Annotated in this window: 15 protein-coding genes, 1 pseudogene and 1 riboswitch; all 16 genes and pseudogenes read right to left on the bottom strand. The window is 30.2% G+C overall.

Annotated features, from left to right (window positions below; translation table 11 throughout):
- Window positions 1-741, bottom strand: a complete 741-nt coding sequence (epsC, locus tag P2G10_RS08875) for a serine O-acetyltransferase EpsC (protein ID WP_218772285.1) — start codon at window positions 739-741, stop codon at window positions 1-3.
- A gap of 1 nt (window position 742) precedes the next feature.
- The gene (locus tag P2G10_RS08870) at window positions 743-1,072 is read right to left on the bottom strand and encodes a 2Fe-2S iron-sulfur cluster-binding family protein (RefSeq protein WP_218772284.1); all 330 of its coding nucleotides are present in this window, start codon (window positions 1,070-1,072) and stop codon (window positions 743-745) included.
- A 20-nt stretch (window positions 1,073-1,092) separates the two neighbouring features.
- Window positions 1,093-2,148 (bottom strand): NAD(P)/FAD-dependent oxidoreductase, encoded by a 1,056-nt coding sequence (locus tag P2G10_RS08865; RefSeq protein WP_218772283.1) that lies wholly within the window; start codon window positions 2,146-2,148, stop codon window positions 1,093-1,095.
- A gap of 77 nt (window positions 2,149-2,225) precedes the next feature.
- Window positions 2,226-2,798, bottom strand: a complete 573-nt coding sequence (locus P2G10_RS08860; protein WP_275316168.1) for a precorrin-2 dehydrogenase/sirohydrochlorin ferrochelatase family protein — start codon at window positions 2,796-2,798, stop codon at window positions 2,226-2,228.
- On the bottom strand, window positions 2,798-3,571 hold the full coding sequence (cobA, locus tag P2G10_RS08855; protein WP_275316166.1) for a uroporphyrinogen-III C-methyltransferase: 774 nt from the start codon (window positions 3,569-3,571) through the stop codon (window positions 2,798-2,800). Before cobA ends, P2G10_RS08860 begins: the two co-directional genes overlap by 1 nt.
- On the bottom strand, window positions 3,564-5,669 hold the full coding sequence (locus tag P2G10_RS08850; RefSeq protein WP_275316165.1) for a nitrite reductase: 2,106 nt from the start codon (window positions 5,667-5,669) through the stop codon (window positions 3,564-3,566). Before P2G10_RS08850 ends, cobA begins: the two co-directional genes overlap by 8 nt.
- A gap of 33 nt (window positions 5,670-5,702) precedes the next feature.
- Entirely contained in the window at window positions 5,703-6,050 is a 348-nt protein-coding gene (locus P2G10_RS08845) for a 4Fe-4S dicluster domain-containing protein (protein WP_218772279.1), read from the bottom strand.
- A gap of 11 nt (window positions 6,051-6,061) precedes the next feature.
- On the bottom strand, window positions 6,062-7,309 hold the full coding sequence (locus P2G10_RS08840; protein ID WP_218773441.1) for a sulfate adenylyltransferase subunit 1: 1,248 nt from the start codon (window positions 7,307-7,309) through the stop codon (window positions 6,062-6,064).
- Between the two features lie 104 nt (window positions 7,310-7,413).
- On the bottom strand, window positions 7,414-8,316 hold the full coding sequence (cysD, locus tag P2G10_RS08835) for a sulfate adenylyltransferase subunit CysD (RefSeq protein ID WP_218772278.1): 903 nt from the start codon (window positions 8,314-8,316) through the stop codon (window positions 7,414-7,416).
- A gap of 12 nt (window positions 8,317-8,328) precedes the next feature.
- The gene (locus P2G10_RS08830; protein ID WP_218772277.1) at window positions 8,329-8,955 is read right to left on the bottom strand and encodes a phosphoadenosine phosphosulfate reductase domain-containing protein; all 627 of its coding nucleotides are present in this window, start codon (window positions 8,953-8,955) and stop codon (window positions 8,329-8,331) included.
- On the bottom strand, window positions 8,955-9,203 hold the full coding sequence (locus tag P2G10_RS08825) for a DUF2061 domain-containing protein (protein ID WP_218772276.1): 249 nt from the start codon (window positions 9,201-9,203) through the stop codon (window positions 8,955-8,957). The genes P2G10_RS08830 and P2G10_RS08825 overlap by 1 nt, the downstream gene beginning before the upstream one ends.
- Window positions 9,204-9,316: 113 nt before the next feature.
- Entirely contained in the window at window positions 9,317-9,724 is a 408-nt protein-coding gene (locus P2G10_RS08820) for an RrF2 family transcriptional regulator (RefSeq protein ID WP_218772275.1), read from the bottom strand.
- A gap of 28 nt (window positions 9,725-9,752) precedes the next feature.
- On the bottom strand, window positions 9,753-10,919 hold the full coding sequence (locus P2G10_RS08815) for a trans-sulfuration enzyme family protein (protein ID WP_275316162.1): 1,167 nt from the start codon (window positions 10,917-10,919) through the stop codon (window positions 9,753-9,755).
- Window positions 10,920-10,983: 64 nt separating this feature from the next.
- Entirely contained in the window at window positions 10,984-14,388 is a 3,405-nt protein-coding gene (thrA, locus tag P2G10_RS08810; protein WP_275316161.1) for a bifunctional aspartate kinase/homoserine dehydrogenase I, read from the bottom strand.
- An 88-nt stretch (window positions 14,389-14,476) separates the two neighbouring features.
- Window positions 14,477-15,751, bottom strand: a complete 1,275-nt coding sequence (locus P2G10_RS08805; protein ID WP_275316160.1) for an O-acetylhomoserine aminocarboxypropyltransferase/cysteine synthase family protein — start codon at window positions 15,749-15,751, stop codon at window positions 14,477-14,479.
- Between the two features lie 122 nt (window positions 15,752-15,873).
- Window positions 15,874-15,998: riboswitch (SAM riboswitch) on the bottom strand.
- 427 nt (window positions 15,999-16,425) lie between these two features.
- A pseudogene (locus P2G10_RS12780) lies at window positions 16,426-17,432 on the bottom strand (IS30 family transposase).
- Between the last annotated feature and the right edge of the window lie 509 nt (window positions 17,433-17,941).

Raw genomic sequence — 17,941 nt, 5'->3', positions numbered from 1 at the left:
TTATTTTTCTTCTAGTGAAACAATTTTATTTTCTGATTGATAGATTACTAAGCTTTTCGGTGGCACTGATTCAGTAACGCATACATTAGCTCCTATTATACTATTTTCACCTATTACAACTTCACCTCCTAAAATAGTAGCATTTGCATAAATAGTTACATTATTTTCTATTGTAGGGTGTCTTTTTGTTTCTGCTAAACTCTTTTTAACTTGAATACCTCCTAACGTTACTCCTTGATATATCTTAACATTATTTTTTATCAAAGTAGTTTCTCCTATAACAATTCCAGTAGCGTGATCTATAAAAAAAGAATCCCCTATAGTTGCTCCTGGATGAATATCTGTACCTGTTACCCCATGCGTGTACTCACTCATCATTCTTGGTAAAATAGGTATGTTTAATTTCACTAATTGATGACTTAAACGGTAAACTGCTATCGCATGAAAGCCTGGATATGCTAAATAAACCTCAGCTAAACATTTTGCTGCAGGGTCTGTTTTTTCAAAAGCAATTGCATCTAAATTTAATTTTTGTCTTATTTCTTTGAATGTTGTTTTATATATACTCCAAATAGTAGTTCTATCTTTTACTTGTAACTTTTCTGTTATCTTAAAAAACAATTCCGCTATCTCATTTATATTTTCTTGATAATAAATCTCATCAAAAAGTGCGTAAAATAATTTCTTTGTAAACTCTTCTACTGTATCTTTTAAAGTAAGCGTATAATTATTCAATGACATATTACATTTCAGGTGCTAATTCAACTTCTAATCCTTCTAATTCTGGCTTCACTTGAATTTGACAACCTAAACGACTGTTGTTTTTTACATAAAAAGCTTCTGCAAGCATCATATCTTCATCAACTCCCATTTCTGTTAGTTCATGTTCAGATTTCACATAACATTGACACGAAGCACACATTGCCATACCACCACAAACACCAACAGTACCTTCTTCTGCTAATTCGTATGAACGAATTACTTCCATTAAATTCATTGCCATATCTGTAGGCGCTAAAATTTCGTGAAGCACTCCTTCTCTATCTGTTATTTTTATGTTGATATCTGACATTATATTATTATTAAATCGTTTTATTGAATCGCTTTTACAACTGCTTTTGGTGCTTCTTTTTTAGTTCCGTCAAAACCTTCAACTCCACCTACAGTAGTATATTTCATTACATATTTTTTATCTGGATGAATACGTTTATAAGCACTCTGACACATTAAGGTTGCCTCATGAAATCCACATAAAATTAATTTTAATTTTCCTGGATATGTATTTACATCACCAATAGCATAAATACCAGGAATATTTGTTTGGTAGTCTAAAGCATTATTAACCTTGATGGCATTTTTTTCTATCTCCAATCCCCAATTTGAGATAGGTCCTAATTTTGGTGATAAACCAAATAATGGTATAAAATGATCTGTATCAACAATAAAAGGTTCTTCTCCTTTTTTCTCTACAGTAACACCAGTAACATGTTCATTTCCTAAAATTTCTTTTACTTCTGCCGGAGTTATTAAATTAATCTTTCCTAAGTTTTTTAGCTCTTGTACTGTATCCACACTATCTAAAGCTCCTCTAAACTCATTTCTACGGTGAATTAACGTTACTTCAGATGCTACGTCTGATAAAAAGATTGCCCAGTCTAAAGCAGAATCTCCTCCTCCTGATATTACTACTTTTTTATCTCTATATAATTCTGGATCTCTAATAATATACTCAACTCCTTTATCTTCAAAATCAGCAATATTAGGGATCGGTGGTTTACGTGGTTCAAAACTACCTAAACCTCCTGCAATAGCAACTACTGGTGCTTGATGTTTTGTTCCTTTATTGGTGGTTACAATAAAAGTTCCGTCTTCTTGTTTTTCAATGGTATTTGCTCTTTCTCCTAAAGTAAAATCAGGTTTAAACTGTTTTGTTTGTTCTATTAATTTATCAGTTAAATCTCCTGCTAAAATTTCTGGATATGCTGGAATATCATAAATAGGTTTTTTAGGGTATATTTCTGAACACTGCCCACCTGCTTGTGGTAACGCATCTATTAAATGACATTTTAATTTTAACAATCCTGCTTCAAAAACGGTAAATAATCCTGTTGGGCCTGCGCCTATAATTAATATATCTGTATGTATCATTGGTAATCGTATTATCCCTGTGAAATAGGAACGAACTTTAACTCTTTTATTTCTTATTTTATAAAAGTTGTAATCTTTTAACTTATTAAACTTTTTGTTAATTGATTTAACTGTACTACTTTATTTTCAAAACTCCCTTTAATTGTTTTTCTATATTTATTTAAATTCTGAACTAATTCGTTAATGTCTTCTGGAATTATTTCTTCAAAGAATTGTCGTAATCTTTTTGCCGTAGTTGGTGATTTCCCATTGGTAGAAATTGCAATTTTCACATTTCCTTTTGTTACAATACCTCCCATAAAAAAATCACAATATGGTGGGTTATCAGCTACATTTACTAAAATATTCCTTTGTTTGCAATCTGTATAAACTTGCACATTTACATCAACATTGTCTGTTGTTGCAATAACCATGTGTTTATTTTTTAAAAAAGAGCTATCATATTTAATGTTAATCATTTTTATATCAAACTTATTTGCTAACGCTTCTGTTTCTTCTCTAAAAAACGTAGAAACCATTGTTACTTTAGAATTCGGACTTGACTTTAATAAAAACGTTAATTTCTCTAAAGCAACAAAACCACCTCCTACAATAAGTGTTTCTAATTGTTGGGTTTTTAAAAAAATTGGATATAATTCGTTTTGTTCCATTATACAGCTATTAACTCTCTTGAATATTCTTCTTTTGCCTTTTTTAAAGCTTCTCTATGTTTTACAACTTCACCTAAAACAATAATTGCAGGGTTACTTAGCTCATTTTCTTTTACAATATCTAAAATAGTATCTACAGTTCCAATACCGACCTTCTCTCTAGAAGTTGTTCCGTCTTGAATTATAGCTACTGGTAATTCATTTTTACCTTCTTTTTGAAATAATGCTACAATTTCAGCTAATTTTCCCATTCCCATTAACACAACTACCGTAGCTTTAGATTTTGCTGCTAAAGCTACATCGTTAGATAGTTTATGTTCTTTTGTTGTACCTGTAATTACCCAAAAACTTTCTGTACTTCCACGCTTTGTTACAGGTATATTTTGATATGCTGGTACTGCTAAAGAAGATGAAATACCTGGAACCATTGCTATTTCTATATTAAAAGCTGCTGCAAACTCCATTTCTTCTGCTCCTCTTCCAAAAATAAAAGGATCACCGCCTTTTAAACGAACTACATGTCCATGAGTTTTTGCCCTTTCAACAATTAACTCGTTTATTTGTTCTTGTTGGTATTTATAACAACCTCTACGTTTTCCTACAAAAATTAATTCTGCATTCGGGTTTATAAAATCTAATAACTCTTCATTAACCAAGGCGTCATATAAAACAACATCAGCATTTTTTAAAACTTTAATAGCTTTTAGCGTAATTAAATCTACATCTCCTGGACCAGCGCCAACAACGGTTAATTTCGGAATCTTATTATACATTACTTACTGCTGTTTTTCTATAAGCATCAATCTTTTTATAAAATGCTTTCGCATCGTTTAAATAGCTCTCTGCAAATATTTTTGTTGGTGCTTCTTTCTTTATTTGATATACAAAATCTTCAAAACTAGTATCTAAACTAACTTTATCGGTAGCTATAAAATGCTCTTGAAAGCTAGTAATAATACCTGCTTGTGTATTTGTTTTTACATTTTCTGCAATTAATAATGCTTTTGCTGTATTAACCAAAGATGTATATGAATGATAAATACTATCAGAAAATAAACCTTCCTTTAATGCTTCTTCTGAATTTGTAATTTTTTCTTCACTTTCAAATAAAAGTGTTGCTATTAAATCAATTACTACTCCTGCACATTCTCCTACTCCAATTGCTTTTACATAATTTTCTGAATGTCCCCAATCAATAAAATCACTTGGCGCTAAGTTTGATGTATCAGATAATCCTTTTAACAAATCATAAAAATATGTTTTTCCTTGACTATCATAATACGCTAAAAAGGTTTCATTTTCTTGCTGATTTGCCTCTACATCATTTAATAAAATACGTAATGCTTCTGGACCTCTTTTACTTGGTACTTTAACTAATTTATCAGAAAAACGCCCTTTTCCATCACCTAAAATACCGCCACCTATTAAAATTTGTAATGCTGGTGCTTGTAAAGCGCCTACTTTTATAGACATTCCTTGAAAACCAATGTGTGCCATATTATGTTGCCCACAAGCATTCATACAACCACTAATTTTAATAGCGATTTCTTTATTATTCAAGTACTTCGGATATTCTTCTTCTAATACCTTTTCTAGTTCTACCGCAATTCCTGTGCTGCTAGAAATTCCTAAATTACAAGTATCAGTACCTGGACACGCTGTAATATCAGCTGTAGAATTATACCCTGATTTTGCAAAACCTAATTTTTGTAGCTCAACATAAAAAAATGGTAATAATGCTTCTTTTACATGGCGAATTAAAATGTTTTGACGTAAGGTTAAACGAATTTCATTTGCTGCATATTTTTTAACTAAATCTGCTAACAAACGTGCTTTTGGTGTGTAAAAATCACCTAAATGAATTTTAAGCCCTATTGCAAATAAACCTTCTTTTTTTTGTTTGATTACATTGGTTTCTTTCCATTTTTTATACGCTGATTCATCTTCAATTTTTACTAAAGGAATTTCGATATCTTGAAAAACAATTGGTTGTTCAAACTCGGTAGTATCTACCTTAAATGTTTTATTCTCTAAAGCATTAACTTCGTCAGAAACTAATTGCAAAAAAGCTTCAACACCTAATTCTTTAACTAAAAACTTTAACCTTGCTTTTGCTCTTTTTGCACGCTCTCCAAATCGATCAAAAATTCTTAAAACACCTTCAATTGTTGGTATTAAAACATCTTCTTCTAAAAAGTCGTAAATAACATCAGCATGTCTTGGTTTCGATCCTAAACCACCACCTAACAACACTTTAAATCCTTTTTTAGTAACTCCGTTTTCAGTTTTTATTTTTGCAATAAACCCTAAATCATGAATAAAACTAATTGCTGTATCATCATCTGTACCCGAAAAAGACATTTTAAATTTACGTCCCATTTCTTGACAAATTGGGTTTCTTAAAAAGAATTTAAACGTAGCATCTGCATACGGCGAAACATCAAAAGGTTCGTTTACATCGATTCCCGCAGTTTCTGATGCTGTAATATTTCTTACTGCATTTCCACAAGCTTCTCTTAAAGTAATATCGTCTTTTTCTAATTGCGCCCATAATTCTGGCGTTCTATCTAAACTTACGTGATGTATTTGAATATCTTGTCTAGTAGTAATATGTAATCTTCCACGAGAATACTCATCTGAAACGTCTGAAATTCTATGTAATTGTTCGCTAGTAACTTTACCGTAAGGTAATTTTATACGAATCATTTGTACTCCAAATTGACGCTGACCGTAAACTCCTCTTGCCAAACGTAAACTTCTAAAACGTTCTTCGTCTATTTTTCCTTCTTTAAATAGTTGGATTTTTCTCTCTAATTCTAGAATATCTTTTTCTACAATTGGGTTTTCTATTTCTGTTCTAAAACTTTGCATTACTCTATATCTTAAAGCTCGTAAGCGTTACTTTTAATTATGTAAGAATTTTTGTTTTGCCAATAATTCTTCTTCTGTTTCTACATGGTTGTCATCTGGTAGACAACAATCTACTGGGCATACAGCCGCACATTGTGGTTCTTCATGAAACCCTATACATTCTGTACATTTATCAGGTGCTATAAAATAATATTCGTCAGATACAGCTTCTTGTGTTTCATCTGCATCTACTTCAATACCATCTTTTAACTTTATACTTCCTGTTAATGAAGTTCCTTCACTATATTTCCAATCTTCAGCCCCTTCATAAATAGCTGTATTTGGGCATTCTGGTTCGCATGCCCCACAATTGATGCATTCGTCGGTTATTATAATTGCCATACTATTCTGAATTACTTAATAAAGCCAACTCCGGCTGTATTATTTGTTTTTGGGTTGATTAAAATAAAAGTTCCATTTGCTTTATTTTTATCATAAGAATCAAAAAATAATGGTTTACTTAATTTTAAAGTTACATCTCCAATTTCATTTAATGTTAATTGTGATGGGTTTTCTTCTGTTCCTGAAAAATCAGTTTTTATAATGGATGATAATGACATTATTTTTGCTTGCACATCGTTTACTCCATGTTTTACATAATACTTATTAGAAGCTTCTAAAGGATCTTTATCCATCCAGCAAATAGTTGCATCTAATTCTTTAGCAACTGTTGGTTGTTCATTTGTTTTCACCAACATATCACCTCTACTTACATTTACATTATCTTCTAAAGTAATTGTTACCGAACTTCCTCTTTTAGCTTCTAAATACTCTTTATCAAAGAAGTGAATACTCTTTATTTTAGATGCTGTTGCTGATGGTAATACGGTTACCGAATCTCCTACAGCTAAATCTCCTCCATAAATTTTACCTGCATATCCTCTAAAATCATGATATTTATCTGTTTTAGGTCGTATAACAGTTTGTATAGGAAAACGTGTTTGAGACTTTTCTTGTAAATCTTCAGAAACTAAACCTTCTAAATGGTCTAATAATGTTTCTCCTTTATACCAAGGTGTATTTTCTGATTTTTTAACAACGTTGTCTCCTTGTAAAGCTGACATAGGTATAAAAGTTAATTTTTGACTTTTATAAGAACTTTTGCCTGCTAAATATTCAATTTCATTTTTTATTTGATTAAATTTTTCTTCTGAAAAATCAACCAAATCCATTTTATTAATAGCTATAACTACGTTTTCAACTCTTAATAGTGTATTTATAAAAAAGTGACGGTAAGTTTGCTCAATTACTCCATTACGTGCGTCAATTAACACAATTGATGCTTGTGAGTTTGAAGCTCCTGTAACCATATTTCGTGTATACTCAATATGCCCTGGAGTATCAGCAATAATAAAACTCGTTTTTGGGGTCGAAAAATAGATATGTGCTACATCAATCGTAATACCTTGTTCTCTTTCTGCAACTAAACCATCTGTTGCTAATGAAAAATCTAAATAATCAAAACCTCTTTGCTTACTTTTTTCTTCAATTGCTTCTAGCTTGTCATCTGTTAATGAGTTAGTGTCATATAAAATACGTCCGATTAAGGTACTTTTACCATCATCTACACTACCTGCTGTTGCTATTTTTAATACATTCATTTGTTTATGCTTTTGGCTCATAGCTATATTTTACTATTTACCTATATTTAAATTACTAAAGACTAAAATGCTTTAGTTAAATGGAAAATTCACTTTAGTGAATTTTAAAAATACCCTTGTTGCTTACGTTTCTCCATTGCTGCTTCTGATCGTTTATCATCTATACGAGCACCTCGCTCTGATATAGTTGATACTTTAATTTCATCTACAACTGTATTTATATCAACAGCATCAGAAAGTACAGCTGCTGTACAACTCATGTCTCCAACAGTTCTAAAACGCACCATTCTTTCTTCTACCTCTTCATTTTCATCTCTATAAACAACATCGTCTTCTGCTGACCATATTAATCCATCTCTTAAAAAAGTAGCTCTTTTATGTGCAAAGTAAATTGATGGAATTTCAATTTCTTCACTTTTAATATATGACCAAACATCTAACTCTGTCCAGTTTGAAATAGGGAAAACACGTACATTTTGCCCTAAATCAATTCTTCCATTTAGCATGTCAAACAATTCAGGACGTTGATTTTTTTCATCCCATTGACCAAAATCATCACGAACAGAAAAAATACGTTCTTTTGCTCTTGCTTTTTCTTCATCTCTACGAGCGCCACCAATACATGCATCAAAACCAAACTCTTCAATTGCATCTAATAATGTTTCGGTTTGTAGCATGTTTCGGCTAGCGTACTTACCTGTTTCTTCTTTTACTCTTCCTTTATCAATATTGTCTTGAACGTTTCTAACAATTAATTCAACACCTAATTCTTTTGCTAAACGATCTCTAAATTCAATTGTTTCAGGAAAATTATGTCCTGTATCTATATGCATTAAAGGAAACGGAATTTTAGCTGGATAAAATGCTTTTTGAGCAAGTCTTACCAATGTTATACTATCTTTTCCTCCTGAAAATAACAATACTGGTTTTTCAAACTGAGCGACTACTTCTCTAAATATATAAATGGCTTCACTTTCTAAAGCGCCTACTTTTATTATTGTACTCATCTTCTAATTCTTTTAAATGTGTAATCCACATTCTCTGTTACTCTCTACTTTTGTTGGGTCGAAATATTTAAACTCATTCGGAAGCTTATTATCGCTTAAATACTCATCTAAATCTTTATCTGACCAGTTATAAAAAGGACTTACTTTTAAAACTCCTTCTTTACTAAATGAAATTACACCAATACTATCTCTAAAAGCTGTTTGTCCTTTACGTAAATTAGTAAACCATATTTCTGGTTGATGTTCAGCCATTGCTCTTTTAAAAGGTTCTAACTTTACTTGTTCTGTAAATTTCTCATGGTTTTCATCTTCTACAGAAGGAAGTCCCATAGTTATATTACGATGAGCCACAGTTTGTTTTGGCACATATAAATGAACATTTAAACTCAGTTTATCAATTAATTCTTCTGCATGTTTATATGTTTGAGGAGTATTATAACCTGTATCACACCAAACAACTTTAATTGAAGGGTTATCTTTAGTTACTAAATGCAAAAGAGCAACTTCATAAGGTCTAAAATTAGTAGTAACTATTGTTTTTTTATTTAATTCAAAAACCCATTCTACAATTTCTTTTGGACTTAATTTTTCTAATCCTTTGTTTAACTCTTCAACATTAAACTCATCTTGTAAACTCATTATTTTCCCCATTTTATTTTGTTCCAAATTCTCTCGTGAAAGAAATACAAAACCATTTTTGTTCCTAATTCTACAGCTCCTATTGAAAAAGCAGTTGTTAACTTCCCTGTAATTATCCAAGAAATTAAAACAGTGTCTATAGTTCCCACAATACGCCAGCTAAATGACTTAACTATACTTCGTATCGGTTTTTCAGATAGTTTATCAATGTTATAATCACTATTTTCTTTTATAAATTGCTCAAGCATTATTTTAATAATATTAAACCTATAGGGTTAGTAGGATAATTATTTGCAAATATATAATATCCCTTATCATATCAAAGAACATATACTTTTTATTTAAAAATTAATTCTGTATATTAAACTAAATCAGCTAGTGTATTACTGCGAAGAACTTTTAATGTATTATCTCTAACCTGAATCATTAATTTATGAACAGAACAGGCATCTTCATCAGGACAATCACTACATTTTTCATAGTAATTTAAACTTACACAAGGTAACATTGCTATAGGTCCTTCTAGAGTTCTAATAACATCAGTCATTTTTATTTCTGATGGTTCTTTTAACATATAGTAACCTCCACCTTTTCCTTTTTTAGCGCCTAAAAATCCAGCTTTTCGTAAGGTAAGTAATATACTTTCTAAAAATTTATGAGAAATATTTTCGCTCTTAGAGATCGTTGCTATTTGGACTTTATCTCCTTTTTCTTGCCTAGCAATAAATGCTAGCGCTTTTAAGCCGTATTTTGTTTTTTTAGAAAGCATACTACAAAAATACACTTTTATTTAATTGTTAATTCTCTAAAGCTTGTTTTAAATCATTAATAATATCTACTACATTTTCTAAACCGATAGAGCTTCTTACTAAGCCATCTGTAATTCCTACTTCTAACCTATCATCAACACTTAATTTACTGTGTGTTGTAGATGCTGGGTGCGTTACAATTGTTCTTGTATCACCTAAGTTTGCAGACAATGAGCATATTTTAATTGCGTTTAAGAAATTTCTTCCCGCAGTAATACCTCCTTTAATTTCAAAAGCAACAACGTTACCACCTAATTTCATTTGCTTTTTTGCTATTTCATATTGAGGATGTGATTTTAAAAAAGGGTATTTTACTAAATTTACCTTCGGATGTTCTTCTAAAAAGCTGGCTACTTTTAAAGCATTTTCACAATGCCTATCTACTCGAATACTTAATGTTTCTAAACTTTTTGATAAAACCCAAGCATTAAACGGTGACATTGCAGGACCAGTATTTCTTGAAAACAAATAAATTTCTTTTATTAAATCTTTACGTCCAACAGCTACACCTCCTAAGACTCTTCCTTGTCCATCAATTAACTTAGTTGCTGAGTGCAAAACTATATCAACTCCAAACTTAATAGGATTTTGTAGGTACGGAGTAGCAAAACAATTATCTATAACCAATAACAAACCATGCTTTTTTGATATCTCACCTAATAATTCTAAGTCAATAATATCAACTGCTGGATTTGTTGGAGTTTCAGCATATAAAATTTTAGTATTTGGTTTAATTAAACTCTCAATTGTATCTACTTCAGTAATATTAAAATAACTAGTTTCAATATTCCATTTTGGTAAATATTTGGTAAATAAACTATGAGTAGATCCAAAAACTGAACGACATGAAACAATATGGTCTCCTGCATTTAACAATGCTCCAAATGTAGAAAACACTGCTGCCATACCTGTTGCGAAAGCATAACCAGCTTCAGCACCTTCCATAGCAACTATTTTATCAACAAATTCTGTAGTATTAGGATTTGAGAATCTACTATATAAATTTTTCTCTTTTTCTTCTGCAAATGATGCTCTCATATCTTCTGCATCATCAAAAACAAAACTAGATGTTAAATATAATGGTGTTGAGTGCTCTGAAAATTGTGAACGTTCTGTTTGTGTTCTAATTGCTATGGTTTCGAAGTTCTTGCTCATATTTGTTAATTTTTTATAGATATTGATTAAACAACATCTAGTATATTTAAATGACGCTTAGTGTCTAATTATTAATTTTTGCTAATCGTAAAATATCACCAAATACACCTCTTGCAGTTACTTCTGCCCCTGCTCCTGCTCCCTGAATTACAATAGGTTGCTCACCATATGATTCTGTAAATATTTCAAAAATAGCATCCGAACCTTTTAAACTTCCTAAAGGTGAACCTACCGGTACCGACACTAATTTAACATCTAATTCTCCTTTTACTTTTGATAAATCGCCATGTAAATCGCCTATATATCGCAACACATGATTTTCTTTTTGAAGTTCTTTTTCATTTTGAAAATGAAAATTTAATTTATCTAAGTTTGCTAAAAATTCTTCAGAAGTAATATTTCTAAATTCATTTGGAATTAAATTTTTAATAGAAATATCTTCAAACTCATTTTCTAAATCTAACTCTCTAGCTAAAATTAATAATTTTCTTGCTACATCATTACCACATAAATCTTCTCTCGGATCTGGCTCTGTAAATCCGCTATCAATTGCTTCTTGTAATACGTTTGAAAACGGAACTTCATCCGAAGAAAACTTATTAAATAAATAACTTAACGAACCTGAAAACACCCCTCTAATACGTGTAATATTTTCGCCAGAATCGTGCAATAATTTAATGGTATCAATTAAAGGTAAACCTGCACCAACATTCGTTTCGTACAAATATGATTTGTTATTAATTTCTAATTTTTTTCGTAGTTTTTTATAGAAATCATGAGATACCGTATTTGCTATTTTATTAGAAGAAACTAAATCGAAACCGTTTTCTATTAATGGTATATAGTTTTCTATAAATTCACTACTTGCAGTATTATCAACAGCTATTAAGTTTTCTAAATGGTGCTTTTTTGCAAAATCTATTACGCTATCAACAATATGAGTTTCCTCATCGTTATTTTTTAAAATTGTTTTCCAATTTTCAACAGCTCCATCACTACTTAACAATACTTTTTTAGAACCTGCTATGGCAAAAATATTTAGCTGTATTTTTTTTCTTTCTAATATAGATTTGGTGTTTTTTATAATTTGATTAATTAAAGTTCCTCCAACTAATCCCTTACCAAATATGGCTATATTTATTTTTTTTGCAACTCCAAAAACTTGCCCATGAATTACATTTAACGCTTTGTGTAATTGTTCTTTTTTAACAACCAAACTTACATTTTTTCCTGAAACTGTATTGTTAAACAATAATGGTACAATTTGATTTTTTATCAACGCATTATACGGATGATGAAACTCACTTAAATCTTGACCTATAATTGATATTACAGCGACATCATCTTTAATTGAAATTTGATTTACATCTTTGGTATAAAAATCGCTTTCAAACTCTTGTTCTAAAGCTTGTACAGCTGCTGTTGCCTTTTCTTTATCAATTACTAAACCAATACCTCTTTCTGATGAACCTTGAGAAATAATACTTACACTAATACCGTTATTACTTAAGGCTCTAAAAATACGTGCATCTACACCTACTTTACCCAACAAACCTCGTCCTTCAAAATTTAGCAATGCTACATTGTCTAAAACCGATAATGATTTTATGCCTTTTGATTTTGATTTAGCAGTGATTAATGTTCCTGAATTATCTTGATTAAACGTGTTTAAAATTCGAAGATTGATGTTTTTTTCTAAAAGCGGTATAATAGTTTTTGCATGTAAAATATTAGCTCCGAAATTTGCTAACTCATTTGCTTCAGTAAATGATAATTCTTCTATTTTCCTTGCATCTGCAACCAAATCAGGATTTGCAGTAAAAATTCCATCAACATGCGTATAATTTTGTAACTCCTCAGCATCTAAATAATTCGCTAATAATGCTGCTGTGTAATTGCTTCCATTTCTACCTAAAGTAGTGGTTTCTCCTTTTAAACTAGATGCTATAAAACCTGTTATAATATTAATAGTATCTCGGTTATGCTTTTTAAAATGCTTTATTACATTTTCTTTAGATATGTTTAAAATTGGTTGTGCATTACCAAAATTTTCATCCGTAATTAACAGTTCTCTAGCATCTGTTACGTTGGCTTTTATCCCTTTTTTATTTAAAAGCACTGAAACTGTTTTGGCTGATAATAACTCACCTTGTGCTAAAACTTCATCTTTTATTTTTTGACTAAAATCCCCTAATAGACTAACACCTTCAAAAAGTTTTTCTAAACGAGAAAATTCAGGAGTAAAATCAACTAACGGTGTTAATTGAGATTGTTCGTATTTCATTGTTTCGAGTTCATCGTGATAAGGTTTATTTTTTGCAGCTTTTTCTAAAATTTCTTCTAATTGATCTGTAGCATTTCCTCTTGCTGATACAACAACCGCTATATTTTCTTGCTCGTTTACTTTTTGCTCTATAATTGAAATTACATTTGTAATTCCTTTATTCGACAGTGATTTCCCGCCAAATTTTATTATTTTCATTTTGTTATTTTTTGAGTTTAAATTGAATATTGGCGCAATTATTTTTTCTAACTGCTCATATTCAATTAAAAAAGCATCATGCCCGTGAATCGAATTTATTTCATTATACGTAACGTTGGCATGTACTAAAGCTAGCTCTTTTTGAGTTTCTCTATTTTCTTCAGCAGTAAAGAATAAGTCTGAATCTACTCCTACAATATGTATGTCTGCTTCAATTGTTTCTAAGATTTCTGAATTATTTCTTCCTTTTGTAACATCAATCGTTTTTAATAATTGATTCATTAATTTATAGGAAGCTAATTGATAACGTTCTTGTAGTTTATTACCATGGTATAACAACCAACTTTCTACATTAAAAACTTCCGAGTTTTCATTTTTAGAACGATAAAAACGTTCTTTAAAAGATTTAGGAGTTCTGTAACATAACATTGCATGCATACGAGCATCGTGTACAGGATTACTCGAATTTAATAAAAATTGTTCTTGAATTTGACAATTACCAATTAACCAATCGGTAGCTTTCCAATCGGTTGCTATCGGAATTAAATGTTTTGTTATTTTTGGGTTTAAAACAGCCATTTCCCATGCTATTCCACCTCCTAAAGAACCTCCTATTAAAGCAAATAATTGTTTAATTTTTAACTTTTCTAATCCTATTAAAAATAACTTAGCAATATCTCTTGCTATAAAACTTTTATAGTTTTCTATTAAAAAACCATCATGGCCATTTCCTGGAATGTTAAAACATAAAACTGAATATTTATTGGTATTTACTGCTTTATTTTGGCCTATTAAATCTTTCCACCAGCCATTTTTAAAACCTGCTACATTGCTATTTCCTGTTAAAGCATGATTGATTAATACCACAGGTGCAGTTCCTAATTCTTTACCAAAAACCTGATAACTTAATGGTATTTTATTTAGTAAAATGTCACTCTCGGTAATAAAATCAATAATATTTATATGTGCTAAATTCTCTGTCAACATTATTTGTTTTTTGATATAAAATCGAATGATTTACATAACCATATTTCCCCTTCAAAGCAAGAATCAAAACATTCGATTTCTCTATGTTTTAAATTTTTGAAAAAGATTCTTTTAAATCATTTATTAAATCCTCTACACTTTCTAACCCTACAGATAAACGAATCAAATCATTCGTTACTCCTGCACTTACTTGCGCTTCTGTACTTAATTGTTGATGGGTTGTACTTGCTGGATGAATAATTAGAGATTTGGTATCTCCAATATTTGCTAATAATGAAAAAATTTTGGTATTGTCTGCTATTTTTTTGGCTGCTTCATAACCACCTTTTACACCAAATGTAACAATACCACTTTGTCCTTTTGGCAAATATTTTTTTGCTAATTTGTTATATGAGCTACTCTTTAAACCAGGATAATTTACCCAAGCTACTTCTCTTTGTTGCTCTAGCCATTTAGCCAAATCTAATGCGTTCTCACTATGTTTTTTTATTCGGATATCTAAGGTTTCTAATCCTTGAATAATATTAAACGCATTTGTAGGACTTAAAGCGCCTCCAAAATCTCTTAGTCCTTCTAAAATTAATTTAAAGGTATAAGAAGCTGCGCCTAAATCATCGTGATATACCAATCCGTGATATCCTAATGACGGCTCTGTAAACTCAGGAAATTTCCCATTTGCCCAATTAAAAGTTCCTGCATCAATAATAGCGCCACCTAAAGAGTTTCCTTGACCTCCAATGTATTTAGTTAGTGAGTGAATTACAATATTTGCACCATATTCAATCGGGTTTAACAATGCTGGTGTAGCTACTGTATTATCAACTATAAAAGGAACTTCAGCTTTTTTTGCATGTGCCGAAATTGCTTTTAAATCTAACACATCTAACTTCGGGTTACCTAATGATTCTACGAAAAAAGCTCTTGTATTATCTTGCACAGCTGAAGCAAAATTATGTGGGTTTGAAGCATCAACAAAAGTTGTTGTAATACCCAATCTTGGTAAAGTAACACTTAATAAATTGTAAGTACCACCATATAAACTACTTGATGCTACAATATGATCACCTGCTTTTAACAATGTTAATAATCCTGTTGAAATTGCTGCTGTACCGGATGCAAATACTACCGCTCCAGTCCCACCTTCTAAAGAAGCTAAACGATCTTGTAAGATTTGATTTGTAGGATTGTTTAATCTTGTGTAAATAAATCCTAATTCTTTTAATGAAAAAAGATCTGCTGCCTGATCTGAATCATTAAAAACATATGATGTTGTTTGGTAAATAGGAACTGCTCTTGTTCCTGCCGTTTGTTTTACATCATGACCTGCGTGCAACGCGTTAGTTGCGAATTTTTGTGTACTCATTTTTCTTGTTTTTTTGAGATAATAAAAATTAAAACAAAAGTCAAATGCGTCAAAATTTTGACGAGCCTACTAGAAAAATGTTATGAAGAATGATAGCAATTATAGATGAATAATTACTTTTTGAGTTATCTATCCAACTTTAAATAAATGAATTTAAAATTAAGTAGAATTTAGCACCTTCTTTGTCTTAAACAAAGGGTTGCTAAGGTTTCATAGGGTCTAATCCCTCCACCTTTCTTGATAACATTGTCAATAAGTTATTGAACTTCGTGTCTGCAAATATTCAATTATAAAAAGTTAATATCCTAACTTTTCTTGCTTTTTTTATTCAAAAATATTTTAATCTTCCAAAATAAAAAAGAAAAACAAAACCTAAAAAACTATAAGTCAATACTTTATATATATATATATATATATTATAATAATAAATAAAATATATAAAGGTAACTTCCTATTATTTATTTCTCGTCGAAAGCCTTGAATTTATCGCTCTAGACACTCAAACTTTAATCAAAAGCTATATTATTATGTTTTTTGATAAAAATAAAATACAAAAATAAGAAGTATATAGATAGTAATTGCCTTTATTAATAACAGCTTTGCTCATGATTTTGTTAAGGAAAAGCTGCATTCAAGGTTCTAACGCAAAAAACGTTGCAGTTTATTTATCGAGTCTAAGCTACAAATTTTAGTTCAGAATCTATAATTTCTTTAGGCGTTTTATATCCAATAATTTTTGGAGGTCTATTGTTTAATTTTTCTTGAATAATCATGAGTTGCTTTTTGTTAATTAGATTAAAGTCTGTTCCTTTTGGCAGGTACCTTCTAATGAGTCCATTTGTATTTTCGATGGTACCTATTTCCCAGGAAGAATAGGGGTGAGCAAAGTAGATTTTCACACCTATTTTTTGAGTTATATTTTCGTGCCTTGCCATTACTACACCATTATCGTAAGTCATCATTTTTTTTAATATAGGGTTTAATTTATTAAGAATTTTAGAAAAAATTTTAGCTACTTCTCTAGAGTTTCTAGCTTTTAATTTTACAATTAAAGTATAACTAGATTTACGTTCAACGATTGTTCCAATAGCTCATTTTTGATTTTTTACCAATCATTAAATCTCCTTCCCAATATCCAATTTCTTGTCTTAATTCAATATGCTTAGGTCTATTATCAATACTGACTTGGTTGATGATTTTACTACCTATTCCTCTTTTCTTTTTAGTAGGTCTCCTTCGTGTTTTTTTACGTACAAGTAGATTGATTAGTTTTTTATTTAAACGATCTTGAGATTGCGTATAAATGTATCTATAAATAGATTCATGTGATATTGACATAATTGGGCCATTAGGAAAATCTAGTTTTAATTTTTCCTGCAATCTGTTCAGGCGTCCATTGTGATAAAAGTCCTTTAAAAACTTAAACTCTAAGTTTTTTATGAATAGATATTTTATCAGTATTTCTTTTGTTTAAATAGTCGTCTTTAGCATTCCAATTAGCTAATTCTGTAGAGTATTTATCTTTCTCAGTTTGTACCCATTTATTAACTTCTCTAGTGATAGTAGAACGAGATCTATTTAGAGTTTTAGCGATGTAAGATTTAGACTTATTTTCTTTTAAAAGCGTTTCAATTTGAATCCTTTCTTTAAGAGTGAGTCGGTTATTTTTTTTACGTACCATAATAACAAATCTATTAATTTAGATTTGTTGCGTTAAGTTCTTGAGTACGCAAAAGAACGCAGTAATTTACCTTAACTTAAAAGAATAAAAGTGGGAGGAATTTTCGAATACTATTTTACCTTAATGAATTATGTACGGTATTAGATTTTTGCCAATTTTTTTTGATTTATAATTTAAACCGCTTTTCTTTGGTTTCTAAGCTTGTACAAATTCAGAAGTTTATTATTCCGCATACTAATTAAAATTCTAATTGTTTTTTTTCCAACAGATATCAATTTAGATGTAATTATTGCTTTAAATTCAGCTTTCTACTTATGCTTATTTATCTCAGTTTTTGTAAAGAAATTTAAATAACAGTTGAGAGAGAACTTAGTTTTTTATTTCTCCAATAAAAAAGGTAACTAAGTAGGTGTGTTTATAATTCATCATAACTAAACTAGTTAAATTTCGCGTAAAAAAAAACCTCAATCTATAAAGATTGAGGTTTAAAAGAAAGGCAACGACCTACT

The sequence above is a fragment of the Tenacibaculum bernardetii genome, assembly GCF_029125915.1.
Taxonomy (GTDB): Bacteria; Bacteroidota; Bacteroidia; order Flavobacteriales; family Flavobacteriaceae; genus Polaribacter; species Polaribacter bernardetii.
Note: the sequence above shows the minus strand (reverse complement) of the source record. Positions and strands in the feature narration are given on the sequence as shown.

What these genes read in the sequence shown, in the direction of transcription:
- epsC (WP_218772285.1), bottom strand. Translation starts at nt 741, where the DNA reads ATGTCATTGAATAATTATACGCTTACTTTAAAAGATACAGTAGAAGAG.
- P2G10_RS08870 (WP_218772284.1), bottom strand. Translation starts at nt 1,072, where the DNA reads ATGTCAGATATCAACATAAAAATAACAGATAGAGAAGGAGTGCTTCAC.
- P2G10_RS08865 (WP_218772283.1), bottom strand. Translation starts at nt 2,148, where the DNA reads ATGATACATACAGATATATTAATTATAGGCGCAGGCCCAACAGGATTA.
- P2G10_RS08860 (WP_275316168.1), bottom strand. Translation starts at nt 2,798, where the DNA reads ATGGAACAAAACGAATTATATCCAATTTTTTTAAAAACCCAACAATTA.
- cobA (WP_275316166.1), bottom strand. Translation starts at nt 3,571, where the DNA reads ATGTATAATAAGATTCCGAAATTAACCGTTGTTGGCGCTGGTCCAGGA.
- P2G10_RS08850 (WP_275316165.1), bottom strand. Translation starts at nt 5,669, where the DNA reads ATGCAAAGTTTTAGAACAGAAATAGAAAACCCAATTGTAGAAAAAGAT.
- P2G10_RS08845 (WP_218772279.1), bottom strand. Translation starts at nt 6,050, where the DNA reads ATGGCAATTATAATAACCGACGAATGCATCAATTGTGGGGCATGCGAA.
- P2G10_RS08840 (WP_218773441.1), bottom strand. Translation starts at nt 7,309, where the DNA reads ATGAATGTATTAAAAATAGCAACAGCAGGTAGTGTAGATGATGGTAAA.
- cysD (WP_218772278.1), bottom strand. Translation starts at nt 8,316, where the DNA reads ATGAGTACAATAATAAAAGTAGGCGCTTTAGAAAGTGAAGCCATTTAT.
- P2G10_RS08830 (WP_218772277.1), bottom strand. Translation starts at nt 8,955, where the DNA reads ATGAGTTTACAAGATGAGTTTAATGTTGAAGAGTTAAACAAAGGATTA.
- P2G10_RS08825 (WP_218772276.1), bottom strand. Translation starts at nt 9,203, where the DNA reads ATGCTTGAGCAATTTATAAAAGAAAATAGTGATTATAACATTGATAAA.
- P2G10_RS08820 (WP_218772275.1), bottom strand. Translation starts at nt 9,724, where the DNA reads ATGCTTTCTAAAAAAACAAAATACGGCTTAAAAGCGCTAGCATTTATT.
- P2G10_RS08815 (WP_275316162.1), bottom strand. Translation starts at nt 10,919, where the DNA reads ATGAGCAAGAACTTCGAAACCATAGCAATTAGAACACAAACAGAACGT.
- thrA (WP_275316161.1), bottom strand. Translation starts at nt 14,388, where the DNA reads ATGTTGACAGAGAATTTAGCACATATAAATATTATTGATTTTATTACC.
- P2G10_RS08805 (WP_275316160.1), bottom strand. Translation starts at nt 15,751, where the DNA reads ATGAGTACACAAAAATTCGCAACTAACGCGTTGCACGCAGGTCATGAT.